At 68.9% G+C, this 22,551-nt stretch carries 23 protein-coding genes and 1 pseudogene; 12 read left to right on the forward strand and 12 right to left on the reverse strand.

The features are described 5' to 3' along the window. Nucleotides 1-771: 771 nt before the first annotated feature. Nucleotides 772-1,044 (forward strand): annotated as a pseudogene (locus HII36_RS59305) (transposase domain-containing protein); the annotation flags it as partial. Between the two features lie 199 nt (nucleotides 1,045-1,243). Beyond that, the gene (locus HII36_RS57060) at nucleotides 1,244-1,573 is read left to right on the forward strand and encodes a hypothetical protein (RefSeq protein ID WP_236004157.1); all 330 of its coding nucleotides are present in this window, start codon (nucleotides 1,244-1,246) and stop codon (nucleotides 1,571-1,573) included. Between the two features lie 539 nt (nucleotides 1,574-2,112). On the opposite strand, the gene HII36_RS34320 is transcribed toward HII36_RS57060, so the two are convergent. Both HII36_RS34320 and HII36_RS58860 read right to left on the reverse strand, forming a co-directional pair. Beyond that, a complete protein-coding gene (locus HII36_RS34320) occupies nucleotides 2,113-2,694 on the reverse strand; it encodes a dihydrofolate reductase family protein (RefSeq protein WP_173527473.1) in 582 nt (193 codons plus the stop codon). A gap of 66 nt (nucleotides 2,695-2,760) precedes the next feature. Next, on the reverse strand, nucleotides 2,761-3,600 hold the full coding sequence (locus HII36_RS58860; RefSeq protein WP_217370330.1) for a helix-turn-helix domain-containing protein: 840 nt from the start codon (nucleotides 3,598-3,600) through the stop codon (nucleotides 2,761-2,763). Between the two features lie 171 nt (nucleotides 3,601-3,771). On the opposite strand from HII36_RS58860, the gene HII36_RS34330 reads away from it, so the two are divergent. Next, a complete protein-coding gene (locus tag HII36_RS34330; protein WP_217370331.1) occupies nucleotides 3,772-4,425 on the forward strand; it encodes a DinB family protein in 654 nt (217 codons plus the stop codon). 73 nt (nucleotides 4,426-4,498) lie between these two features. Here the strand turns inward: HII36_RS34330 and HII36_RS34335 are convergent, their stop codons facing one another. The 6 genes from HII36_RS34335 to HII36_RS34360 all read right to left on the reverse strand — a co-directional run bounded on the left by HII36_RS34335 (nucleotide 4,499) and on the right by HII36_RS34360 (nucleotide 8,471). Further along, nucleotides 4,499-5,524 carry a CU044_5270 family protein gene (locus HII36_RS34335; protein ID WP_173527474.1) on the reverse strand — a complete coding sequence of 342 codons (1,026 nt, stop codon included), beginning with the start codon at nucleotides 5,522-5,524 and terminating at the stop codon, nucleotides 4,499-4,501. Further along, nucleotides 5,521-6,102, reverse strand: a complete 582-nt coding sequence (locus HII36_RS34340) for an RNA polymerase sigma factor (protein WP_217370332.1) — start codon at nucleotides 6,100-6,102, stop codon at nucleotides 5,521-5,523. Before HII36_RS34340 ends, HII36_RS34335 begins: the two co-directional genes overlap by 4 nt. Before the next feature lie 60 nt (nucleotides 6,103-6,162). After that, nucleotides 6,163-6,513: a hypothetical protein gene (locus HII36_RS34345; RefSeq protein ID WP_173527475.1), complete on the reverse strand. Its 351-nt coding sequence runs from the start codon at nucleotides 6,511-6,513 to the stop codon at nucleotides 6,163-6,165. Beyond that, nucleotides 6,510-7,925, reverse strand: a complete 1,416-nt coding sequence (locus tag HII36_RS34350) for a TULIP family P47-like protein (RefSeq protein WP_173527476.1) — start codon at nucleotides 7,923-7,925, stop codon at nucleotides 6,510-6,512. The genes HII36_RS34345 and HII36_RS34350 overlap by 4 nt, the downstream gene beginning before the upstream one ends. Next, nucleotides 7,922-8,077, reverse strand: a complete 156-nt coding sequence (locus tag HII36_RS34355) for a hypothetical protein (RefSeq protein WP_173527477.1) — start codon at nucleotides 8,075-8,077, stop codon at nucleotides 7,922-7,924. Before HII36_RS34355 ends, HII36_RS34350 begins: the two co-directional genes overlap by 4 nt. 232 nt (nucleotides 8,078-8,309) lie before the next feature. Continuing rightward, on the reverse strand, nucleotides 8,310-8,471 hold the full coding sequence (locus tag HII36_RS34360; RefSeq protein ID WP_173527478.1) for a hypothetical protein: 162 nt from the start codon (nucleotides 8,469-8,471) through the stop codon (nucleotides 8,310-8,312). A 566-nt stretch (nucleotides 8,472-9,037) separates the two neighbouring features. On the opposite strand from HII36_RS34360, the gene HII36_RS34365 reads away from it, so the two are divergent. The 3 genes from HII36_RS34365 (at nucleotide 9,038) to HII36_RS34375 (ending at nucleotide 12,503) form a co-directional block, all read left to right on the forward strand. Continuing rightward, entirely contained in the window at nucleotides 9,038-9,628 is a 591-nt protein-coding gene (locus HII36_RS34365) for a hypothetical protein (protein ID WP_173527479.1), read from the forward strand. A 44-nt stretch (nucleotides 9,629-9,672) separates the two neighbouring features. Then, nucleotides 9,673-10,092 (forward strand): hypothetical protein, encoded by a 420-nt coding sequence (locus HII36_RS34370; protein ID WP_173527480.1) that lies wholly within the window; start codon nucleotides 9,673-9,675, stop codon nucleotides 10,090-10,092. Between the two features lie 503 nt (nucleotides 10,093-10,595). Continuing rightward, complete coding sequence (locus HII36_RS34375; RefSeq protein WP_173527481.1) at nucleotides 10,596-12,503, forward strand: AfsR/SARP family transcriptional regulator; 1,908 nt, start codon at nucleotides 10,596-10,598, stop codon at nucleotides 12,501-12,503. 100 nt (nucleotides 12,504-12,603) lie between these two features. Here the strand turns inward: HII36_RS34375 and HII36_RS34380 are convergent, their stop codons facing one another. Further along, nucleotides 12,604-13,017: a MerR family DNA-binding transcriptional regulator gene (locus tag HII36_RS34380; protein WP_173527482.1), complete on the reverse strand. Its 414-nt coding sequence runs from the start codon at nucleotides 13,015-13,017 to the stop codon at nucleotides 12,604-12,606. Nucleotides 13,018-13,082: 65 nt separating this feature from the next. On the opposite strand from HII36_RS34380, the gene HII36_RS34385 reads away from it, so the two are divergent. The 3 genes from HII36_RS34385 (at nucleotide 13,083) to HII36_RS34395 (ending at nucleotide 16,425) form a co-directional block, all read left to right on the forward strand. Beyond that, a complete protein-coding gene (locus HII36_RS34385; RefSeq protein ID WP_217370333.1) occupies nucleotides 13,083-13,697 on the forward strand; it encodes an NADPH-dependent FMN reductase in 615 nt (204 codons plus the stop codon). A 10-nt stretch (nucleotides 13,698-13,707) separates the two neighbouring features. Beyond that, on the forward strand, nucleotides 13,708-15,180 hold the full coding sequence (locus tag HII36_RS34390; protein ID WP_173527484.1) for a DHA2 family efflux MFS transporter permease subunit: 1,473 nt from the start codon (nucleotides 13,708-13,710) through the stop codon (nucleotides 15,178-15,180). A 393-nt stretch (nucleotides 15,181-15,573) separates the two neighbouring features. After that, the gene (locus HII36_RS34395; protein WP_173527485.1) at nucleotides 15,574-16,425 is read left to right on the forward strand and encodes a hypothetical protein; all 852 of its coding nucleotides are present in this window, start codon (nucleotides 15,574-15,576) and stop codon (nucleotides 16,423-16,425) included. 44 nt (nucleotides 16,426-16,469) lie between these two features. Here the strand turns inward: HII36_RS34395 and HII36_RS34400 are convergent, their stop codons facing one another. Next, nucleotides 16,470-17,162, reverse strand: a complete 693-nt coding sequence (locus HII36_RS34400; protein WP_328808013.1) for a TetR/AcrR family transcriptional regulator — start codon at nucleotides 17,160-17,162, stop codon at nucleotides 16,470-16,472. A gap of 99 nt (nucleotides 17,163-17,261) precedes the next feature. On the opposite strand from HII36_RS34400, the gene HII36_RS34405 reads away from it, so the two are divergent. Then, nucleotides 17,262-18,284 carry a hypothetical protein gene (locus tag HII36_RS34405; protein ID WP_173527487.1) on the forward strand — a complete coding sequence of 341 codons (1,023 nt, stop codon included), beginning with the start codon at nucleotides 17,262-17,264 and terminating at the stop codon, nucleotides 18,282-18,284. Between the two features lie 83 nt (nucleotides 18,285-18,367). Next, on the forward strand, nucleotides 18,368-19,972 hold the full coding sequence (locus HII36_RS34410; protein WP_173527488.1) for an FAD-dependent oxidoreductase: 1,605 nt from the start codon (nucleotides 18,368-18,370) through the stop codon (nucleotides 19,970-19,972). Nucleotides 19,973-20,109: 137 nt separating this feature from the next. Here HII36_RS34410 and HII36_RS34415 read toward each other — a convergent pair whose 3' ends face one another. After that, entirely contained in the window at nucleotides 20,110-20,499 is a 390-nt protein-coding gene (locus tag HII36_RS34415; RefSeq protein ID WP_173527489.1) for a hypothetical protein, read from the reverse strand. 305 nt (nucleotides 20,500-20,804) lie between these two features. Beyond that, nucleotides 20,805-21,623: an MBL fold metallo-hydrolase gene (locus HII36_RS34420; protein WP_173527490.1), complete on the reverse strand. Its 819-nt coding sequence runs from the start codon at nucleotides 21,621-21,623 to the stop codon at nucleotides 20,805-20,807. A gap of 110 nt (nucleotides 21,624-21,733) precedes the next feature. Between HII36_RS34420 and HII36_RS34425 the strand changes: the two genes are divergently transcribed. Beyond that, on the forward strand, nucleotides 21,734-22,342 hold the full coding sequence (locus HII36_RS34425) for a helix-turn-helix domain-containing protein (RefSeq protein WP_173527491.1): 609 nt from the start codon (nucleotides 21,734-21,736) through the stop codon (nucleotides 22,340-22,342). The last annotated feature ends 209 nt before the right edge of the window (nucleotides 22,343-22,551 follow it).

The raw sequence follows: 22,551 nt of genomic DNA on the forward strand, positions 1-22,551 counted from the left end.
GATCCGCCTGCGCGGCGCCGGCTGCGCCGGCCACGAGCAGTGATGCTGCCACCGTGAGCACCGTGGCGGCCGCGAGCCGACGACGAGGCGGCCCGCCCGACCTCGCCGTTCTGACTAATTGTTTCACTTGCCTTCCTCATCTCCTGTGGAAGTCAATTGGCGGATTATCTTCGCTTGGCAGCAAGTTCCAGGGCAATGTGAGAATTCTCATCGAAGATGACATTGAAAACGTGTAACGAAGGAAGCGGTGCGGACGATATCAATGCGCCGTTATTTGGTACTTTCTCTGCCCGAATTTCCGGATGATGCCACTACCAAGCACTTCACCAAGAAAGGCAGTCGCACCGAAAACACCTGTCGGCAACCATGGCCTCAGCCGTACGCCACGGAGAGCGGGAAGGTAACCCCCGACGCGTATTCCTGACGGCCGCTTCTCTGCTTTTGACCGCAGCTGCCAGTACGTACAACGTCGCTCCTGCTGCAGTCGCCGCGCCGCCCCTCGCTCACCGGGGGACACTGCTGCGGGACGCCGTCTCGCCCTGACCGTCAGATCAGAGACCGCCAAGGCTATGAGCGCACGTCCTTCCGCCACCGAGGCCGTGCCATCCTGAAATCCCAGATAGGAGGCCTTGTGCGATCTCGATTGGGGGTGCTCGGCCCGCCAGAGGCCAATGATGATCCGAGTGCCTCTATGATCTTGATGTGGCCAGAGCGGGACAGCGAGTCAAGATAGGCCGGGTGCCGGGGCTGCCGGATCGGATCAGGGTCGGCGTGTTGACGGCGGCGTACCCGCCGGACTTGGTCGATGCGGCGGTCGAGACGTGGGATGCCCGTGAGCTGCGTAAACGTGATCTGCCTGCGCGGTTGATGGTGTACTACGCGATGGCGATGACGCTGTTCATGGACTGCGGTTACGGCGAGGTGTGGAACAAGCTGCTGACCGGGCTGGCCTGGGCGCGGACGTTCCGGCGGCGGCGCGAGGCGCGGATGCAGCCCTCGCCTACCGCGATCAGCAAGGCGCGGGTGCGGCTGGGCTGGGAGCCGATGGCCGAGTTGCCGGGCCTGTCGATGGTGCCCGCCTACAGCGGTCCGGAGCAGGCGCCGTGGGCGTACTGGCGCGGGTTGCGCAAGCTGGCCATCGACGGGTTCACCATGAACGCCCGGGCCTGTCTGGCCAACGACGCCGAGTTCGGCCGTCCCTCGAATGAGAAGGGCGAGGGCGCCTTTGCACGGCGGACCCGAGGTGGTGCTGCGCTCCAAGAGCCCCGACATGGTCCGCCAGGAGGTCTACGCCCTGCTCTGCGTCTACCATGCGATCCGGCACCTGATCGCCACCGCGGCCGAACCCACCGGGATGGATCCCGACCGCATCTCCTTCACCCGCCCCCTCCAGGCTGTCCGCCGCCTTGTCTCCGACGAGGCGGCGCTTCCCCCCTGCGCACTGGCTGACCTGGTCGACGACGTCATCCACGAGATCACCGACCCTCGCCACCTACTGCCCGCCGCGTGCGTTCCTGCAAGCGCGAGCAACGCCGGCCCGGACGCCGATTCCCCAGACAACGCGACCGAGTGAAGAAGGCCCTCCCGCCCCGAACGAAAATCACATTCTTGGTACTCGACCAGCGCGAACCTGCTCACTCCGTCGGCTCACCTGACGCCGCCGTTATGGTGCTCCCCGCGATGACGAGGCCGACAAACTCGGGAAAGTCGCGTGATCAGCGGAAACGATCAAAGTTCACGGCATTGGGACTTGGCCCATATCCACAGAGCCAGCAATAGCCTATACCTAAAGCATGCTTCAACTCGGGACTGTTGTGCCGATAGCTTCGCGACGGCCGTTTCTCGTACGGTCGCGGGTGGGTGACGCTCATCCCCTCCGAAGCCAAGATTCGGCGCCGGCTACCGCAGAAAATCACAGTCCAGGTCCACGATGCCAGAAGCTCTGCCGGGAGGCGGCGTCGGCGCGTTGATCATGCCCGAAGTTCGGAGGCCGCGCTCAGGCCAAGCCGTTCGGGGGTCTGCCAAGGTACTACGGAAACCGGCAATCAGGGGTCAACGCATCCGGAGACCCGATCTCGTGTCACCGTTTCGCAGTGGTCTTCTTCGCCTCGGTCAACGGCGTACCTGATAGCGCAGGTGAAGCACCCGGTTGCCCTGAATCACCACGTCCGGATCCTCCAGCAGGTGCTGCGCCTGGACCGACCCGAAGTAGCGCTTGCCGGACCCGAACACGACGGGTACGACGTCCATGCGCACCTCGTCGATCAGGCGCGCGGCGAGCACCTGGCCGCCGACGTCGCCGGCGGCGACCTCCACCACGCGGTCGCCCGCGAGCTCCTGCGCCTTGGCCACGGCGGCCTCAACGCCGCCGACGAAGTGGAACGGCGCCTCGGGGTCCCAGCCCTCGGGCATCGGCCGGTGCGACACGACGACCACGTGGTCGATACCGCTCGGCGGCTTGCCGTCCCAGCCGTCCGTCAGGTCGAAGACGTGGCGGCCGACGACCGTGACTCCGATCTGGTCCCAGTACGCCCGGATGTAGTCATAGGACGTCTGCGACACCTTCAGCTCGCCGCTGTCGTCCAACGGGACGTCCCCGCTGGTCAACCAGTCGAACAGCGGTCCGGGCTGGTCGTTCTCGTCCGCGACGAAGCCGTCCACCGACACCGAGCTGTACATGACCACCTTGCCCACGGGGCTCTCCTCTGCATTGGGATGCCCTCAAATTAGCGTGTCGTGAGCTGCGGCTCTTGTAAGAAATCAATCGGCCGGGAGCGGCCAGCCGTCCAGCACGTGGCCGGGATGTTCGCGCAGGAACCGCCGCCGGATTTCGACGTACCGGGTCGGCGTGAGCCCGGTGAACGTCCGGAACTCGTGGCCGAAGTGGGCCTGGTCGAAGTAGCCTGCGCCACCGGCGAGGTCGCCCCAGTCGATCGGTCCTTCGGGGTTGATCGCGAACACGGTGGCGGTGAAGCGGTGGGTGCGGGCCAGCCGCTTCGGCGTGACGCCGATGACCTCCTTGAACCGCTGTGCCAGGTGAGTGGTGCTGACGCCGGCTGCCACGCTCAGGTCGCCGATCGCCACCGCCCCGCCGGCCGCCGCGATGACGCTGCTCGTATGGCGGACCAGCCCCAGGCCGGCGCTTTCGCGCAGCCGTCGCATCAGCTCCTCCTCGAGCAGCGTCAGCATCGCGTGCGGTCCGTCCGCGGTGGCCAGCCGGTCGCGCAGTTCGGCGATGGCGGGCCGGCCCCAGACCTGCTCCACCGTCACCGGGCGGTCACACAGCTCGGACGCGGGCATCGGCAGGAACGGCGCCAGTCCCCACGGCTTGAAGTGCACACCCACGGACCGGGTCCGGCGCGGGTAGCCGAACTCCACCGCGCGGGTGGGCACGGTGACCACGCAGCCGTCGGCGTACTCGGCCGTCTCGATGTCGGTGCCGGCGCGGATGCGGAACGGCGCCCCGAGGTTGACGATGAGCAACGCCGCCGGCATCGGCGGCAGCATCAGCCGGGCGTACGGCGGCGCACCCTCCAGGTAGTAGAGGTCGTCGATCAGCCTGTCCAGCGGCGGTCGCGGCACTCTGGACACGTACTCCACGCCCCCAGTATCGCCGACGCCCCGTCGGCATATCGAGCGCCGGGATGGTCCAGCCGCACTGCCGGCCGGAACGGGCGAGCGTCCGGCGTTACGCGGTCGGCAGCTCCGCCTGTCGTTGCCGACCATGTACGGATTTGAGACCACGAACAGCCCGTGGCAGGCTCGTACCGCATGATCGACGAGTTCGCGAAAGACAACCTGCACGGGCGACTGCGGCGGGACCGCGAGGCGCTGCTCTGGAAGCTCGACGGCCTGTCCGAGTACGACGCCCGCCGACCCTTGACCGCGACCGGCACCAACCTCCTCGGCCTGGTCAAACACGTGGCCACCGTCGAGGCCAGGTACTTCGGCGAGGTCTTCGACCGTCCCTCCCCGGAACCGCTGCCCCGGTGGCAGGACTCCGACGGCAGCGATCTGTGGGCGGCCGAGCACGAGACTCGCGATCAGATCATCGGGTTCTACCGGCGCACGTGGGAGCATTCGGACGCGACGATCAACGAGCTCCCCCTCGACGCCCCCGGCCACGTGCCGTGGTGGCCGGAGCCTCATGCCGACACGAACCTGTTCGCCGTCATGGTTCATGTCCTCGGGGAGTCCATCCGGCATACCGGGCACGCCGATATCCTGCGCGAGAGCCTCGACGGCCGGACCGGGTTGCGCGCCGAGCACGAGAAGCAGATCGACGAGGAAGCCCGTGCGGCCTACCGCGCGAAGATCGAGCAGGCAGCCAGGTCGGCCGCACGGAACACGAGGCAGCAAAGGCAACACGCGACCGGCACCGCTGGTCGGGGATCGGCGCCGCTCAGCCCGTCCCTGACGGACTGACCGGCGAGCACGGCACGAGGAGCGCGCCCGACGCGTGGCGATCATGGTGAGCCATCACGAAGGACGTGGGCGGCTATCGGGGCAGTTCGCCCGGCCGGTCGAAGACGCCCCTCGCCAGCACCGCCGAGCGGAAGGAGGCCGTTCCCTTACGAAAGGCGATCTCCCCGTTGATGACCTCGTCCTGCAACTGCTCGACGTGCCTGCCGAGGTACTCGTACGTCGTGGGGTCGAGTACGAGGTACGACCGCGACAGCAGCCGGCCGTCCTTGTCGTAGTAGCCCGGCTGATGGGCTGGGCCCGGTTCGTAGGCGATGCCGACGCCGGGCCGGCCGGCCGCGTCGCGCACGCCGACGTCCACGCGCACGTTCGGGATCTCGGCCAGCGCGCGGAAGATCGCCGCGTGCAGCTCGGGCGGCAGGGGGACCTCCTGGTCCAGGTAGACCGACAGGACGCGGAAGGCCCGGTCATCCGCCGGTTCCTCGGCGGCGCCCTCCGGCTTGGCCGCCCAGAACCGGTCGGCCTTCACCTGTGCCAGGAGCCGGTGCGGATCGGTCGGGAGGGCGGCCAGCTTGGCCGCGAACTCCTGCGGAGTCAGGTCGTCGTCCGCCGGGTCGGGCACGTACGTGTGTTTCTCGAACGGTCCCTGGCCCTGCCGCATCACCTGTACGCGGCCGTCGTAACGGGTCCAGTACTCCTGCACCGTGCCGCCGCCGGTCGCCTGCTGGACGAGAAGTTTCCGGTAGATCCACTGCTCTGGACGGGGCTCGGCGATCGGCCGGCGCTCCTGGACCACCAGGGCGGCCTGGCGCAGGACGGCCTCCGCGCTCACCGGCGTCGTCCGCAGTGTGACGTCCTGGCGGGCGGCCGGGGAGTCCGTCCCTGTCACCACCACCAGCGCCGCCGTAGCCGCGGCGGCCGCCAGCAGGGACGGGACGACCCAGCGACGGCGCTTCGGCGCACGGGGGGTCAGGGCACGCGGGACGCGCACGCCGATCCGGCGGCGTGGCCGCCTCTCCCGTTCGGCCGCCGCCCGCGCCGCCACCTGCTCCTTCAGCTCGGCCAGCCGGCGCTCTTCGAAACCGGCGAGTGGTCCGTTCATGACGATCCTTCCAAGAGGGTCTCCGGGCACCGGCCGGAGAGTGCGACAAGGCGGCGGCGGGCGCGATGCAGCCGTACCCGGGCGGTGCCGACACGGATGCGCAGGGCCGCGGCCGCGTCGGCGACCGACAGGCCGTCGACGTCCACCAGTTCGGCCACCGCCCGCAAGCCCCTGGGCAGCTCGGCGATGGCCGCCAGCAGCGGGCGGGCGGCCCGCTCGGCGTCGATGCGCTCCTCCAGGCAGGCGATGTCGTCGGCGTCCAGCGGACGCCGGCCCGCCGCCCGGCCGCTCTTGTGCAGTTCCCTGGCCTCCCGGCGCAGTTCGGACGCCACCACGTTGCGCGCGACGCCCAGCAGCCAGGCCGCCTCGCTGCCCCGATCGGGCCGGTAGGTGTGCCCGGCGTCGATGACGGCCAGGAAGACCTCGGTGGTCAGGTCGTCCACGGTGTGCGGATCAGCCACCCGGCGGGCCACGAAGCGGCTGACGCGTTCGGCGTGTCTTCGGTAGAAGGCTTCGAACGCCTCGGGATCTCGCATCGTCAGCCGGAGATCCGACGATGACGATGAAGTGTCTGCCATCCACTACGCCTTCCAGTCGCTCAAGCCTTCTCCCTTATTGGCGGGTAGCGGGGCGGGACATTACACCGGCTGCCGCTGACCGTCGCTCCAGCCGTCGAAGAAGTCCTCAGGAAGGTCGGGCTGAGCGCGCCGCACGGCGGCGACGGGATCGGCGGCGAACAGGGCGGCGTTCGCCGGGTCGGCTTCCAGCCAGCTCATGACGGCGTCGTCACGTTCGACGAGCAGCCGCATCGCGGCGCGGATCCGTTCGGCCCGGCGCGGATCGAGACGCGCGAGCACGTCGTCGTACGGCGGGTCCCCGCTCGGCGCGCCGCCGTCAGGCGCGGACAGGAACGTCAGCGTGACGACCGCGCCGGCACGCGTGCCCGGCTGCCGGAAACGAACGAAACGCTGGTCCGGAACGCTGGTCATGCGGGCGCCTCCTGGCTGGTGGTGCCGAACTCCGGGTCGCCGCCGAGCTGAAGCGACACGTTGAGCGCGGCGTAGTCCAGAGTGAACCCCGAGCTGGAGCTCCACACGATGGGATCGACGGCGTTGGCCAGCAGGAGGTCGATCGCCGGCGAGTCGTCCTCGTTGAGCTTCTCGATCAGCGGCGGGATGATCTGGTCCGCTCCCATGATCAGCCCGATCACCAGTCCCCCGGCGATCAGCGCGGCGCCGTCGGTCAGGACGGCGAGGACGCCCAGGGCGAGAGTCGCCGCGATCGTGATGAGGAGCTGGGTGAGCACGCTTCCCTCGCTCTGGTGGATGTCGTGCACGATCTGCGGCGGCTGGGCGGCGGTGAACGAGAGCGTCTGCCCGTTGGACGACGTCGAGAGCGTGATCGTGTACCAGTGCGTGGCCGTGCAGGTCGCGGTGATGCCCGAGGTGATCACCGTGCTGGTGTCACTCTGCAGGACGAGCCGGCTCCCCTGGGCGCTGACGGTCAGGTTCGTCAGGTTCGGGTAGTAGGTGATGCCGTCCTGCTCGATCGGCGCGAGCGGCACGGACGCGCCGTCCGGCAGGTAGAGCTCGGTCGCGTCGGAGTTGAGCAGGAAGTCGTCGCCGTTCAGTCCCGGGTAGGCCTGCGTGATGGCCGGACGGACGAGGTCGTCCAGCATGCGGGCCTGCGAGATGACGAACCCGGCCACGCTGCCCGACGGTATGGCGGCCTGGTTCACCTGCTCCGGCAGTTGGTCGCCGGAGCGCGACCCCGTCATGCACAGCACGGCGAGAACGCTGTCGGCCAGGGCGTCACCGTCGAGGTAGGCGTAGGAGGTGTAGCTGGGCGTCACGAAGCCCCACTGCCCCTGGTCGACCATCCGGTTGAGGTCCACCACGGCGAACACGTGCGCGAAGTCGGCCAGGTTGGCCGTCCCCCAGTCCGTGAGCAGCAGGGTGATCACGGCGCCGGCGACCACCTGCGGCGTCGGGGTGAGCTGGAGGCTGATCATCACCAGCGCCGGCTGCGACGGTACGGAGGCGGCGGGGTTGACGACCAGGGCCTGCGGGCTCCCGGTCGACGACATTGCCGCCTCGGTGTGCGGCACATAGTGCAGTTCGACCTCGACGATGGCCTGGCCCTCGTCGAAGGTGCTCTGCCCGCCGGTGGCGACGTCGGTCAGCACGACCTGGGAGAGCGGCCAGATCATGCGCAGCGCTCTTCCGTCGCCGCCCTGGCACACCTGCCAGGGGCCGAATTCGCCGGTCAGGGTGTACCCGTACTCGGTGATGGCGAAGCCGGCCGGTGACGAGCCCTGCTCGGCGATGGCCTCGTTCACCTGGGGCACGGGGATCGCGAAAGCGGTGTCCCAGCCGTAGGTGTAGACGGCGGGAGTCGTCATGACTGGCTGACCTGCATGCCGATCTGGAGCGAGCCCGCCAGCGTCACGCTCTGCAACGGATAGCCGGAGACCTGCGGCCAGGTGTAGGGCGAGATCATCTGGTCGGAGAAGTCGTCGAAGCCGGGGACGTTCTCCCAATCGCCGGCCAGCACCGCCTTGATGACGGCGGTCGCCGTCGAGTCGCCGCCCGTCGCGAGGGTCGCGAGGGCGACCAGCGTGCCCCATGAGCTTCCACTTCGGGGTGGCGAAGGCGTTCTTGATGTTGACCAGCTTGCCGTTGGTCTGGGCCGCGGCCGCCCCGGATCCAGCCAGGACGGGCGTGGCACAAACTGAAAGTCCACCGCCGGCTGGTGCCGGCGGTGGACCCGTCAGGGGCGTTCTCGTTCAGCCGCAGTAGCTCCACGGCGCGCAGACCGGCGCCGGATGATCGAGGTCCTCGATGAGGACGTGACCTGCGTACTCGGCCGACGTGTGAGCGGTCTCGGTCCAGGTCTTCATGACGAATTCGGTGTAGCGCCAGTCGCGGTTCTTCGACGTCGTCGCCATTTTGCGCCCCTCAAGTCCGATGCGGTTCCGACTGAGTACGAGTATGTTGTGCGGCGGCCGGCGGGGATAGTTCTCCCTTCATTGGCGGGATGTGAAGGTTTCACGTGACGCGTGTTCACGTTCTCACGATGCGCATGAGGAGATTTCCACCGCGAAATAATCAATAACACAAAAGGAGTCGTACACAAGAAAATCCCGTTCACGAAATCCGGGCAAGCGGGACGGGCGGATTCACGCCGTCCCAGCGTCGACGACGGCATCGGCGCGATCGCCTCCGCCTGGCGGGCCGACGTCCTCTCTCCGGTCGCTTGGCCGGCGGTTGGACGTATGCCTGCCGAGAAGCTCGTCATACCCTGCGCTTTCAGCGCTCTTTCAGCGGAATTTCTGCGACCTGGGCCATCGTAATGCGCCTGGCGACGCGAGTGCGCATGGACGCAGCAATGCCAGTGCCGTATCGCACCATCAGCGCCACTCGTTGGTGGCGCGGGCAGCACCTTCCCACTTCTGCAGCACGCAGAGCGGCATCGGACTGCCATATACCTCATCGAACTCTCAGGAGTTGAAACATGCATGCAGGGCAAAGTAATAGGCCGGACGCTCCCCCTGGCACCGGCGCGCAATATGGGCAGGTCACGCCGCCCGCGCGTAAACCGGTCGTGTTCAGCATCGCGATCTGGTGGAGCATGGCTGTCGCCGCCCTCTACGTCTTCAGCGCGGTTCTCGCATTCATCGCCGGCCGGGACGCCTTGACCGCCCACCTCGTCGCGGAAAGCCTGGGCGAATTGACCGACCAGGAGCTCGAAGCGATCGCCGCAGACCCGGAAGTCGCCGCGGCGATCGACGAAGGCTACGGAATCCTCACCACCAAAGCCATCTTCGTCCTGGTCGCCGGCCTGGCCGTCGCCCTCGTCACCTGGCTGTCCCGCAACGGTGCCGCATGGGCGCGGTCCCTCGTCCTGGTCACCACGTTCCTGGCCTGGGTCCCGGCCACGATCCTCCTGTCTGAGAACTCCGGGCTGGCCGTCAACAAGGTCCTCCCCGCCGGGACCTGGTTCGGCGCGTTCTTCGCCGTACCACTGAGCCTGGTCGTCTTCGTGCTCTTCTTCCTGCCCCCCGTCAACCGGTATGGGCGGGCGCGGAAGCTGAGCCGACGGTGAGCCGCCCGCGTCCACGGCCGGATCAGGAGCAGGAGCAGGAACACGTGATCATGTTCGACGGCGTCCGCCGTATCGCTGCGGGGCTCGCGCTGGTGACGATCGTCACTGTGGTGAGCGGCTGCGGGAGTCCCGGGGTCTCTGCCGACCAGGCCGCCACGAAGACCGGCACGGAGACCGGCGCGGCCGGTGAGAAGTCCGCCACTCCCAAGGCGCAGGCCACCAAGAAGACCGCCTCCCCCGGGACGATCAGCAAGGGCGCCCTCATCCGCAAGATGCTGAAGGATCCGGACAACGGGGACGTGCCCCGGTCGTACATCACCTGCATGGCGGATCTGGTGCTGAAGTACGGCGACCGCAAGGACGTTCAGCGTTATCTGCAGGGCGAGATCAAATCGGAGAAGATCAAGGGAATCAGCCCGTCCAACAAGCCTTTCTGGAACGAGGCGGACAAGTGCATCTCCTGACGGCGGGCTTGGGGGGTGGCGCTCCCCACAGGCAGACCGGGGCTTGTCGGGGCTGACACTCGCAGATGACGGCAGGCCCGGACGTGGTTCTGGGCCGCTGTCTCGCTGAACCCGCGGAGGTTGATGTAAAGCTGCCCGTCGGGGCAGTGATCCCGCATCCGGTGCGCCCGCGCACCGCGAGTGCGGTCTTCCCGGCGCCGCCGATGCCGATGATCACGTCCGGAGCGTTGCTGCCCGGTGGCCGGACCGAGGCGCCTTCCCTCGCGCCACAGACCGACCGTGCCCAGCAATCGAAACGTGGATCGGGTGCCACGACAGCCCACGGCTCGCGATTCAACTCGCGATCAGGATCTTGCAAGAGCGTCGGAACAGACTCGCGGTACGGCCGTTCGCCGAGAGGTGATCACGCGGATCCGGATCCTCGGGACCACACGGATCCACATGCGGAGAAACCCCGCACACCGCACGGCTCGGGTCCTTCCTCGTGACAAGCAGGAGGCCGCATGGTGGACGAGGGCGATTTACGGCTGCTCGGGCCCGTGGGGATCTGGCGGAGCGGCCGGCTGCTCGGGCCCGCCACGCCGCAGCAGCGGTCGGTGCTGGCGACGTTGCTGCTGAGCCGAGGGCAGGTGGTGTCCCTCGATCGGCTCTCGAGGGCGGTGTGGGGTCAGCAGCCGCCGGTGTCGGCGCGCAACGCCATCCAGGGGTACGTGTCACGCCTGCGGCAATTGCTCGCCCAGACCGTGGACGTCGGCCTGGCCACGGCGTCGCCCGGCTACCGGCTGGACGTCGACCCTATGCGGGTTGACCTGTACCGGTTTCGTGATCTGGCCGGCCGGGCCCGTACGAGTCGTCCAGAGCGGGCGGGCGACCTGCTGCGGGAGGCGCTGCGCCTGTGGAACGGGCCGCCACTGGCGAATGTCGCAGGCGAATGGTTGCGCGAGACGTTCAGTGTGACGTTGACGGAGGAACGGATGACCGCCGTAGAGGAGTTGCTGGCGCTCGACCTGGATTCCGATCGGCGACGGGATGCGATGGCGGAGTTGTCGCTCCTGATGAGCGAGCATCCGCTGCGGGAGCGGCTGGCGTACCTGACGATGACGGCGCTGCACCAGGAGGGGCAGCGCGCCGCCGCCCTGGAGGTTTTCCGGGAGACCAGGCAGCGGCTGGTGGAGGAACTGGGCATCGAGCCTGGGGAAGAGCTGCAACGCCTGCACCAGCAGGTCCTGTGCGCGGATCCGCCCCGGACACGCGCGTCCAGCCCGGAGCCCGTTCCTCCGACCGACGTCAAGACCGGCACGCGCGTTCCCGCTGAGCTGCCCCGGCCCGTCTACGGGTTCGCCGGTCGCGGGCAGGAGCTGAAGTGGCTCGACGACTCCCTGACCGGCGAGGACAGGGTGTGTGTACTCAGCGGGACGGCCGCGATGGGCAAGACGGCTCTCGCGCTTCACTGGGCGCACCGGGAGAAGATCCGTTTCCCCGATGGCCAGCTCTACCTCGACCTTCGCGGATACGACGCCGAGCTTGAGCCGTTGACCACGGCGGCGGCCCTGAACCGGCTGCTGCTCTCCCTCGGCGTGGACACCACGGGGGTGCCCGGCGGTTTCCCTGCCAGACTCGGGCTGTACCGGTCGCTCCTCGCCGGTCGCAAGATCCTGCTGTTCCTGGACGACGCCCGTTCGGAAACCCCGATCGAGCAGTTGCTCCCGCCGTCCGGGAGCGTACTGGTGACGAGCCGTCACCGGCTGGACGAGCTGGTGGTGCGCTGCGGGGCGCGCCGGCGCTCGCTCGGCCCACTCCCCGACCCGGACGCCCGAGCGCTGGTGGACGGTGTCCTCGGGACGGCGAGCACACGGCAGGAAGAGGACGCGCGCGACGAACTGGTCCGCCTCTGCGCCGGGTTGCCACTCGCGCTGCGCGTCGCCGCCGCGAACGTCGCGGCCAGACCGGAGGCGAGCACCACGGCGTGGATGACGGAATTGACAGCGGGGAACCTGCTGGCCGGGCTCGTCGTGGACGGCACCGGCAACAACCCCGTCATGACCGCCTTCTCTGGGTCCTATCGCGCCCTCAGCGCGACCGATCAGAAGATCTTCCGCGCACTGGGTGGCGTCGTTGAAGCGGACTTCACCGCCGAGGTCGCGGCGGCGGCCGGCGAGGTCCCGCTCGCGGTGGCGAGAGCATCGCTCAAGACCCTGGCAGCGGCTCATCTGATCGAACACCACGCCACGGACAGATCACGCTTCCGCTTCCACGACCTGGTCCGGCTCTACGCCGCCGCCGAGGCCGCCCGGACACCTGCCTGGCCGGCCATCCGCCAATGCCCATCTGACCTGGAATTTCTTGATTCGCAGTCGCCCCACGCCCCTCCTGACGTCCATTTCTGGGGGTCAGCGGTGGCCTGCTGTTGATCGTGCGTGCGGTCATCGAGACCAGCCCGCCGCCGCCGGGGTGAAGGCTCCGTCGGCATCGACATCGCGGAGTTGCCCGGCCCAGAGCCAATCGCAGGGATCAGGTGTCGAGGTTCGCCCCGATATCGCAGAGCCTGCCACCGGTTCCGAGCTCTGCGAGGAAGGCCGTGAGCCGCGCCACGCGACCCTCAGCCTCGGCGATCAGCTGGTCGGCGATCCGCTCCCAGTCGTCGATCGCGGGGTTGGCGGGAAGACCGGCGAACAAGTCGGCGATCTCCCGCACGGTCAGCCCGACGCCTTGGGCGAGCTTGGCGATCTGGATGCGGCAGGCCGCGGACTCGTCGAACCGGCGCTGGTTGCCCGAGGTGCGCACGGCGGTGATCACGCCGTACTTCTCGTAGAACCGGACGGCCGAGGGCGCGACGCCGCTCTCCGCGGCGACGTCGCTGACCGTGAACACCTCGCCTGCGGGAACGGCCGGAAGAGGAGCGGGCAGCGGTGTGCTGATCGTCATGGATTCCACCGTATGCCCCGATCCGGTTTGACTTCAACATATGTTCAACCCTCAGGGTGATGGACGTGACCACACAGACACAGCTCCTGAGCAGCCCATTCACCACCTCGGCCCCGGCGCGGAAGCGGATCGCGGTGATCTCCTCCAGCGTCCGTGACGGACGGATGAGCCCCACCATCGCCGACTGGGTCATCGCCACCCTCGACCAGACCGGCGGCGCCGAGGTCGACCTGATCGACCTGATCGACGTCCCGCTGCCTGACGACAGCCGGCTCTACCCCGGCGGCGGGCCGGGAACCGCGGTGGGCGAACGTATCGAGGCCGCCGAGGCCTTCGTCTTCATCACCCCTGAGTACAACCACTCCTACCCCGCCTCGCTGAAGCGGCTGATCGACTGGCACTACCGGGAGTGGAAGCTCAAGCCCGCCACGATCGTCGCCTACGGCGTCCAGGGCGGGCACGCCGCGATCGACCACCTGCGCGGGGTGCTGACCGAGCTGAACATGATCACCACCCGCCGCTGCATGGGCCTGCCCGTCCCGTGGGAGAGCCTGGACGACGCCGACCGTTACGCCCCCGCCGACAGCGTGACCAACGCTCTGACCAGCGCGCTCACCGAACTGAGCTGGTGGTCAGAGGTGCTCACGGACGCCCGTGCCAACCGTCCCTTCCCCGCCTGAGGGGCTCCGCATGGATACCCGCGCACGCGGCATCGGACTGGTCCTGGCCTTCGCCGGACTGCTGGTCATCATCGACACGACCGTGACCATCGTCGCCCTGCCGGCGATCGTCACCGACCTGGACACCACGCTGCCCCGAGGCGCCTGGATGACCACTGGGTACATCCTCGGGCTGATCGCGGTCATCCCGCTGACCGGGTGGCTGGCCGGCCGGTTCGGAGATCGCCGCGTCTACCTCGCCGGCCTGACGGTGTTCGTTCTCACCTCGGTCGCCGCCGGGTTCTCCCCGGACGTGGAAACCATGATCGCCCTGCGGGTCCTCCAGGGGCTGGGCGGCGGTGTGCTGAGCCCTCTCGGAACGGCGATCGCGATGCGCTCGGTGCCCAAGGACCACCGAGGACGGATCATGAGCCTGGTCGGGCTGCCGATCCTCATCGGCCCGGCCCTCGGCGCGCCCTTGACCGGCCTGCTGATCGACGCGGCCTCCTGGCGGTGGCTGTTCTGGATCAACCTGCCCCTCGGCGTCCTCGCCCTCATCCTGTGCCTTCGCCACCTGCCCGCCCCTCAGCGCGGCGATGACCACGCCCGCGTGGACTGGCCCGGCCTGCTCATGGTCACCACCGGGTGCGTCGGGCTGGTGCTGGCCTGCACCTCCATCGGCGACTCGGGGCGCGTCACCCTGACCACGGGTGTCTCGGTCGTGGTCGGGCTCGCGCTCCTGGCCGGGTTCGCCCGCCGCAGTCTGCGCATCGCACATCCGCTCGTGCACGTCCGGCTGCTGGCCCGCCGCGAGATCGCCGCGGGAGCCGTGATCATCTTGTGCTTCGCGGGCGGCTACTTCGGGGCCAGTTCCATCCTGCCCGCCTTCGTCCAGGGAGTCCGCGGAGACCCGGTCTCAATCGCCGGCGTACTCGCCGTTCCCGCCGGCCTGGCCGTCGGGCTCACCCTGCAGATCGCCACCCGTCTCATCGACCGCGTCCATCCCCGCCGCGTCCTCGTGCTCGGCACCGGCACCGCCCTGACCGGCGCCGTCGCTCTGGGCATCGCGCTCAGCCTCGACGCTACTTACCCGGTGATCGGCGCGCTGAGCATCCTGGTCGGCGTGGGCTCAGGCGCCACCCTGATGCCCACCATGGTCGCGGCGACCCGCGGTCTCGACGGGCCCGAACTGCCCCAGGCCTCCACCGTGCTCGCCTTGTTCTCCCAGCTCGGCAACGCCTTGGGCACCGCCCTGGCCGCATCGACCATCACGCTGCTCATCACCGCCCGCGTCGACGGCCTCGACCCCAGTGGGCCCGGCGGTCTGGCCGCCATCGTCGCGCTCGAACCGGCCGAACGCGCACCGCTGGCCCAACAGCTCGCCGGCACCATCGGCCTGAGCTACGTCACCCCCGCCGTCCTCATCCTCGTCGCCTTCGTGGCCGCCGTCTGGGGTATGCGAGCCCCGGCGCCCGTACGCACGAGCCGCTCATTGGTCCGGTGAGCATCGTTACAGATCGCGCATTTCGTTCCCCGGTGTCGAACATTAGCCTGCTGTGATCAGTGAGCCTCGCGCCGCTGCTGTAAATGATGGCCGCTCAGGCGCGGTTCGACCGTTAGGACGTTCGCTTTGCGCATTCCCCCGCGCCCCGGGCCGGGCTGGAGGTTCAACTCTCCGCCAGGATGGCCGCCCACTCCGGCTGGATGGGAGCCCGGCCCGGGCTGGGGTGGGCCTGAACCCACCTGGCCGCCGCCTCCGCCGTACTGGGACTGGTGGGTGCGGCAGGACTTTTCGTCCCCTCAGACCGGTGAAGGTGTCGTTCAGGAGGGGCAACGGTTCCACTTGCCGGCGCGAACCCCGCTGAGCCGCCCTTCAAGGGTCATCGCGGAACTGTGCGTGGCGACGCTGGGCGCCATCGCCGTCATCTTCGCCGGCCGTTTCGCCGTCGGAGCTCTCGCCGTACTCGCCGGTTATCGCCGCCCGGACGGAGGTGTCGTCTCCGACCCGCAGTGGGCGATGTTCGTACAGGTAGTGCCCATCCTCATGAGCCTGCTGTACGTCTACGGCGTCGTGCGTCTCTTCCGGCTCCGGACGTTCGGCTGGCTCTCTTCCGTCGAAGGACGCATTCGAGGCGGCTGGCTGGCGCTCTGCGGCGCGTTGGCGTTCGGCTCCGTGCTGCTCGGCGATGTGGCGGCCTATTTCCTCGGCCGTTTCGACGGCTCGACCAGGCGCCCGTTCTATTACTGGCTGGAAGGCCTGCCGCTGGGCAGTTCGTATCCGACGGTCATCGTCGGAGTCCTCACGATCGCCGCCGGCGCCCTCTGGCCTTATCTCGGCTGGGGAATCGCCTTCCAAGCCTCGGGCTATTTCTTTCGCGACCCACGAATCGGGTTCGCGCTGGTCGCCGCGTTCACCGTCATCGTCGAGGCGATCACCGAGCCTTCGTACTCATTCCTGGATCTGCTGCTCAGCATCTTGAGCGCCCTGTACGGCACGTGGCTGGCATGGAGATCCGGCGGCCTGGAGGCGGGAATGGCCCTGAACGCCATGCTGCTGTTCTCGGGCGCGTTGCGGCAGGTCGGCGCCGGTCATCTCGGCCTGGTGCCGTTGGACTCCGACGGCCTGTACGTGCTGGGCAGAGTCTGTGGCTGGCTGTTCTTCGTGCTCGTCGTCACCATGCTCGTCAAGGTCATGAACGTGCGGACCACCTCTCCATCCCGCGCGGAAGCGATCTCAGTACGCGGGTGAACCACCCGGAACGGCCGGCCCGGTCGCCCTGCTGGACGGGGCGGTCAACCGCTGGTCCCGGCGGCCGGCCGGCGGCGGAGCGCTCGTTGCTCGGCGGCGTCGAGTGCGGGTGCGAGGGGTGCGAGCGTGGCGCGCAGGAGGTCCGGCAGCGAGCCTGACGGCACGACGAGTCCGCTGATCGTGGTGGACGAGGCAGTCGTTCGCAGCCACTGCTCGAGCGCCACCCGAACCGCGGCGGCCACGCTCGCCGCGAGCACCCGTGCGGTGTGCGGGTCGCCCCCGCCCTCGCCCTCGCCCTCGCCGTCGCCGAGGCGTTCGGCGATCGCGTCGGTGAGGGGGTGTTCGATCGCGGTGGTGGTTTCGACGAATGCGTCGCGCAGCGCGGGGCGGGTGATGATCAGCAGCAGCGCGTCCCGGCCGGATTCGTCCGGGGCGGTGTACTGATCCACGATCGCCTCGATGACGGCGTCGGCGAGGCCGACGCCGGCGGGCCGGTCGGCCATCGCCGCCGCGACTCGCGCTTCCCGTTCCCCGGTGACGGCGGCGACGATCGCCTGTTCGCGGCTGGAGAAGTAGTTGTTGTAGGTCCTCGGTGAGACGCCGGCGGCCTCGGCGATGTCGTCGACGCGCACGTTGTCCGGCCCACGCTCGAGAGCCAGCCGCAGGGCCGCCGCGCGCAGGGCCTCTCGGGTGGCCTGCTTCTTCTGCTCGCGCAGCCCCGTCCGTCTCGTCGTCACCGTCTCAGCATCCCAGTTTCGATGCGTGTACGCAAACTTGCGTGCACGCATTTTTCTGCTTAGCCTGAGCGTCCTCATCCCACAGGAAGGATCAAGGCAATGAGGGCCAAGGGCATCAGCTACGACACCGGCTTCGTCCGCAACGGCGGGTTCTCCCGTGAGCGCTTCGACCCGGACGAGGTCAGGCGCGAGCTGGAGATCATCCGGGACGACCTGCACTGCACCGCGGTCCGCGTCATCGGCGGTGACCCCGAGCGGCTGGAACTGGCCGCGACGCATGCCGCCGACCTCGGCCTGGAGGTCTGGTTCTCGCCCTACCCCCTCGAACTGACCGCCGAGGAGACGCTGTCGCTGTTCGCCGACTGCGCTGAGCGGGCGGAGCGGATCCGGCGGCGGGGCGCCGAGGTCGTGTTCGTCACCGGCGCCGAACTGAGCCTGATGAACAAGGGATTCCTGCCGGGCGACACCCAGGAGGACAGGCTCGCACTGCTGACCCAGCGAGATCGCCTGGCCGAGCGGGTCGGCGAGCTCAGCGCACGGGTCGACGACTTCCTCGCCGGCGCCGTGGCCCTCGTTCGCGAGCGATTCGGCGGCCGGATCACGTACGCCGCCATCCCGCTCGAGCGCATCGACTGGACGCCCTTCGACCTCGTGGGCGTGGATCTCTACCGGTCGGCCGAGTTCGCCGGCCGGTTCGCCGAGAGCGTCCGCACGCTCGTCTCGCTGGGGAAGCCGGTCGCGATCACCGAGTTCGGCACCGCCGCCTACCGCGGCGCGGGCGACAGGGGCGGCCGCGTCCTGGAGGTCCTCGAATTCGACCAGGAGACCGGCGCGCCGGTCCGGTTGACCGGCGAGTACGTCCGCGACGAGGCCGGCCAGGCCACGTACGTGCGCGAGCTGCTGGAGATCTACGACGCCGCGGGTGTCGACAGCGCCTTCGTCTTCGTCTTCGCGCTCGACAACTTTCCGCACCGCCCCGACGGCGATCCCCGCGACGACCTCGACCTGGCCAGCCCCGGCATCGTCAAAGTCCTCGAGGACGGCCGCGGTGACACCTACCCCGACATGCCCTGGGAACCCAAGGCCGCCTTCACCGCCCTCGCCGAGTACTACCGCGGCTGACCACGTCACATAAGACCGCACCGGCTGGGCGCCGCAGCGCCTCACCCGTCCTGCCCCTTTCGCGGGCGAACAAAGGAGTACACATGATCACAGATGTCGTCATCGCCGGCGGCGGCCCGAACGGGCTGATGCTGGCCTGCGAACTGAGCTTGGCAGGGGTCCGGCCGGTCGTGCTGGAGCGGCTGCCGGAGCCGAGCGAGGAACCGAAGGCGAACGGACTGCTCGGCCAGGTCGTGCGAATGCTCGACCGCCGGGGGCTGTCTGAACGTCTCAGTGGCAGCCCGGAACCTCCGAAGCCGAACTCCGCGTACTTCATGTTCGGCGCGCTGGGCCTGGACCTGAGCCTGCTGGAGGACAGCCCCGTCTACGCCCTGCCGGTGCCGCAGCGACGCATCGTGCAGGTTCTGCAGGAGCGCGCCGTCGAACTGGGCGTGGAGATCCGGCGGGGACATGAGGTCGTCGGCCTGTCGCAGGACGACGACGCGGTCACCGTCGACGTCGCGAGCCCGGGCGGGGCGTACCAGCTGCGGGCCCGGTACCTCATCGGCGCGGATGGAGCCCACAGCAGCACGCGCAAGCTCTCCGGCATCGGGTTCCCCGGCGTCACCTACGACCGGATGACCGTGCGCTCCGCGCATGTGACGGTCCCCGCGGACTGGGTCGATCCTGCGACCGGTGCCCTGAACGTGCCCGGCTACGGCGCTGTCGCCCCGTTCATGCCCCATCGCACCGAGCACGGAGGGTTCTCCTACGCGCCGATGCCCGGCCACCCGCCGCTGGTCAGCACCACGGAATGGGACCAGCCCACGACGGACGCCCCGATGAGCCTGGAGGAGTTGCGGGCGAGCGTCCGCCGCGTGCTCGGCGTCGAGGTGCCGCTCGGTCCGCCCGGCGGCCAAGGACCGCACGCGCTGCGCCGGCTGAGCGGCGGTAACACCCGGCTCGCCGAACGGTTCGCCGACGGCCGGGTGTTCCTGATCGGTGACGCCGCCCACGTGTACGCCGCCACGGGGGGTGGTCCGGGGCTCAACCTCGGCCTGCAGGACGCGATCAACCTCGGCTGGAAACTCGCCGCCGAGATCCGGGGAGGCGCCCCGTCCGGGCTGCTGGACAGTTACGAGACAGAGCGGCGATCGGCCGCCCGGCGCATGGTGCTGAACGCGCAGGCGCAGGCCGCCCTGATCGCCCCCGGCAGCGATGTCACCGGACTGCGCGAAGTCATCACCGAGCTGCTCCGCGACCCGAGCACCGTGCGGCGCCTGGCCGAACTCACCGCGGGCGCCGACGTCCGCTACGACCTGGGCGGACGCGAGGCGCACCCGCTGGTCGGCCGGTTCGCCCCGGACCTGGAACTGCACACCCCGGCGGGGCCGGTCCGGCTGGCCGAGCTGACCAGAACCGCACGTCCCCTGCTGCTCGACCTGACCGAAGGAGCATCGCTGGCGGAGACGCTCGCCCTGCCCCACGACCAGGTCGATGTCGTCGCGGCGCGCTCCCGGCCCCCCGCGCCCACCGCCCTGCTCCTTCGACCGGACTGCTATGTGGCCTGGGCGTCCGCATCACCCCGACCAGATCCCACGGAGATCGATACACTCCGGGCAGCCTTGCGGCGGTGGTTCGGGGTCGGCCACGACAGTCCTGCGAGGACGGCTGGGTCGCAAGTCGTGAGCGTTGACCCGGGCACGTAGGAGAGCGTGATGCCGGCGATGACCTCGGCCACGGTCCACTGGACGTCCGCGAGTGCGGCGGCCGGGCGCTCGCGCTCACTGTCGGTCAAGGCGCCTGGATCGAGCTGATGGGCCGGCGGCTGCAGGTGCGCGGGCCCCTACCGCAACCGGATCCTCTCGTCGCGCTTCTCCTCGATGGTCGAACCCACCAGGTAGGCGACCACAAGCGCGGCCAGGCCCAGCCCCGTCCAAGCCGGCCAGGCGGACGAGTCCTCCAGCCACGGCAGGCCGAACGAGGCCACGGCGAACATCGCGAAACCGGCAGCGCCGGCCAGTGAGCCCGCGGCGCGCAGCAGCCAGCGTCGTCGGGTCAGACTGCCGGGCTCGAGAAGCGGCACCAGACATCGAACCGCCGCGCCCGCGGCAACCGCCCAGAGGCCGATGACCCCGACCAGGTGCAGGTGCGCGCTGCCCGGAAATTCCTTGATCTTCGGGACGACGATCGCGGCGAGTGCCAGCACGGCGAGCGCCGCGACGACGCGGAACACGACCCCGACGGCTCTTGACCACTGTTGTCGTCGACGCACTGATCCAGCATGACCCGAATCGTGATTGGCCGCCAAGGCGTTCGGAACGGGATCGCCCGGTGCACGCTCATCACATGGCGGGCCAGGTTCATCGCCGCTCGTTCGAACGTGCTGAGCGATGAGCCCCGGCCCGGTGTTCCCACGACTGGATCGACCTTTGGAACGACAACCCTCACCCGTTCATCCGGCGAAAGACCGCCGACAATGCGGTAGACGTAGGGCGGCCGCCCAGGTGGTCGAGTACGTGGGCGACCAGCAGGGCTCGATCAGCCGATCGGTGGTGCGAGGTAGTCCAGCGCGTAACCGTCGCCGGAGGGGGTAACGCGGGCGATGCCGGGTGAGTCGAGGTGGGCGCCGGCGACGAAGTGGTGTGGCTGGGTCAGCCGCTGGAGGAGAGCCGCTCGCGCGGCGCGGGCCTGGGACTGGTCGCCGTCGAGTTCCCAGGACACGTTCGGCTGATCGAATTGGAGGGTGGGAACGTGCACGGTGTCGCCCCAGACGAGAAGGTGGCCGGTGCCGCTCCTGATGTCGTAGACGGTGTGACCGGCTGTGTGGCCCGGTGTCGGGATCGCGGTGGTCCAGTCGTTGATGGCGACCTTCTCCGACACCGGTACGACCCGGTCTCGGATCGGGTCGAGCCGGCCCGTGAACACCAAGGTGTCGCCCGCGCCGATCCACACGCGCTCGAGTTCGGTGAACGCCTCTGAGCCGTCCGGCGCGATCAGGCCGCTCACGTGGTCTTCGTGCTTGTGGGTGATGGCGACATCGGTGATGTGCGCGCGGTCGATTCCCGCTTCGTCGAGCGCGTCGTAGATCAATCCCATGGTGGGGTCGTGCCAGACGTTGGACGCGCCGGTGTCGATGAGAACCGACCGCGTGCCGTCGGTGACGAAGAAGGCGTTGACCGACAGCCGCAGGTTGTCGCCGGCCAGCGGGACGGCGGCGGGCAGTTCGTCGAGCGGGCGTCCGTCCTCGTCGCGGAGCCGGGTCGGCGGCATGTCGATGTATCCGTCTCGCAAGGAGATCACCTGCAGATCGCCGAATTCGAACGTGGCATGGTGCTGCCCGGTCGAGATCAAACGCATGGAAACCTCCATCGTGTTGGGCGTGCGTCTCCAATAGAAGATACATCATCTACTTTAGAAGACGCCCGTACACTGTGGAGCGACGAGGTACCCATCGATCGAGGAGCACGGTGGTCGAGCGAGACGCAAACGCGGCCCTACCCCGGCACGGTGACGACCTGGCCGGCGCGTTCGGCGGTAACGTACGGCGACGCCGCGAGGAGGCAGGACTGACGCTGGAGCAGCTGTCCGCGCAGTCGTCGGTCAGCCGGGCGATGCTGTCCAAGGTCGAACGCGGCGAGAAGAGCCCGACGATCGGCGTCGCGTCGAGGATCGCCCACGCGCTCAAGGCGTCACTCTCGGACCTGATCGGTGCGCCGGCCGCAGCCGCGTCCGGTGTGGCCGTGGTCATGCGCAAGAACGCCCGCCCCGTTTTCCGCGACCCGGAAACCGGCTTCGAGCGGCACATGGTGTCAGCGGCCCCGGGCGCGGGAGGAGCCGAGATGATCATTCACCATCTCCCCGCGCAGGTCTCCACCGGGTTGCTGCCCGCCTATCCGCCGGGCACGGAGAAACAACTCGTGGTGCTCGACGGCACCCTCACCGTCGCGATCGGCGGGATCAGCCAGACCTTGAACACCGGCGACTCCCTGTTCTTCCAGGCCGACGCGGACCACGGATTCGCCAACCGGACGAACGCTCCCTGCGAATACATCATGGTCATCTCGCGCAGAACCTGATCGTTCAGGACCAGGCACGATCGTGCGTACGCATCAGGACTCGGCCGGGCCGGCGGTGGCCGGGGAAACCTTTGATGCGCTGGAGCAGGCGCTGGCGGAGGAAAGGGGGCTCCATTGCCGCAGCAACGGTCTGGTAGCCGCCACCGGCAGATGCGGCTCGACCAACGCCCACCCGGCATTGGTCACATCCGAGTTCCACCAGCGATCGC

Origin of the sequence: Nonomuraea antri (assembly GCF_013283785.1) — a bacterium.
Lineage (GTDB): Bacteria > Actinomycetota > Actinomycetes > Streptosporangiales > Streptosporangiaceae > Nonomuraea > Nonomuraea antri.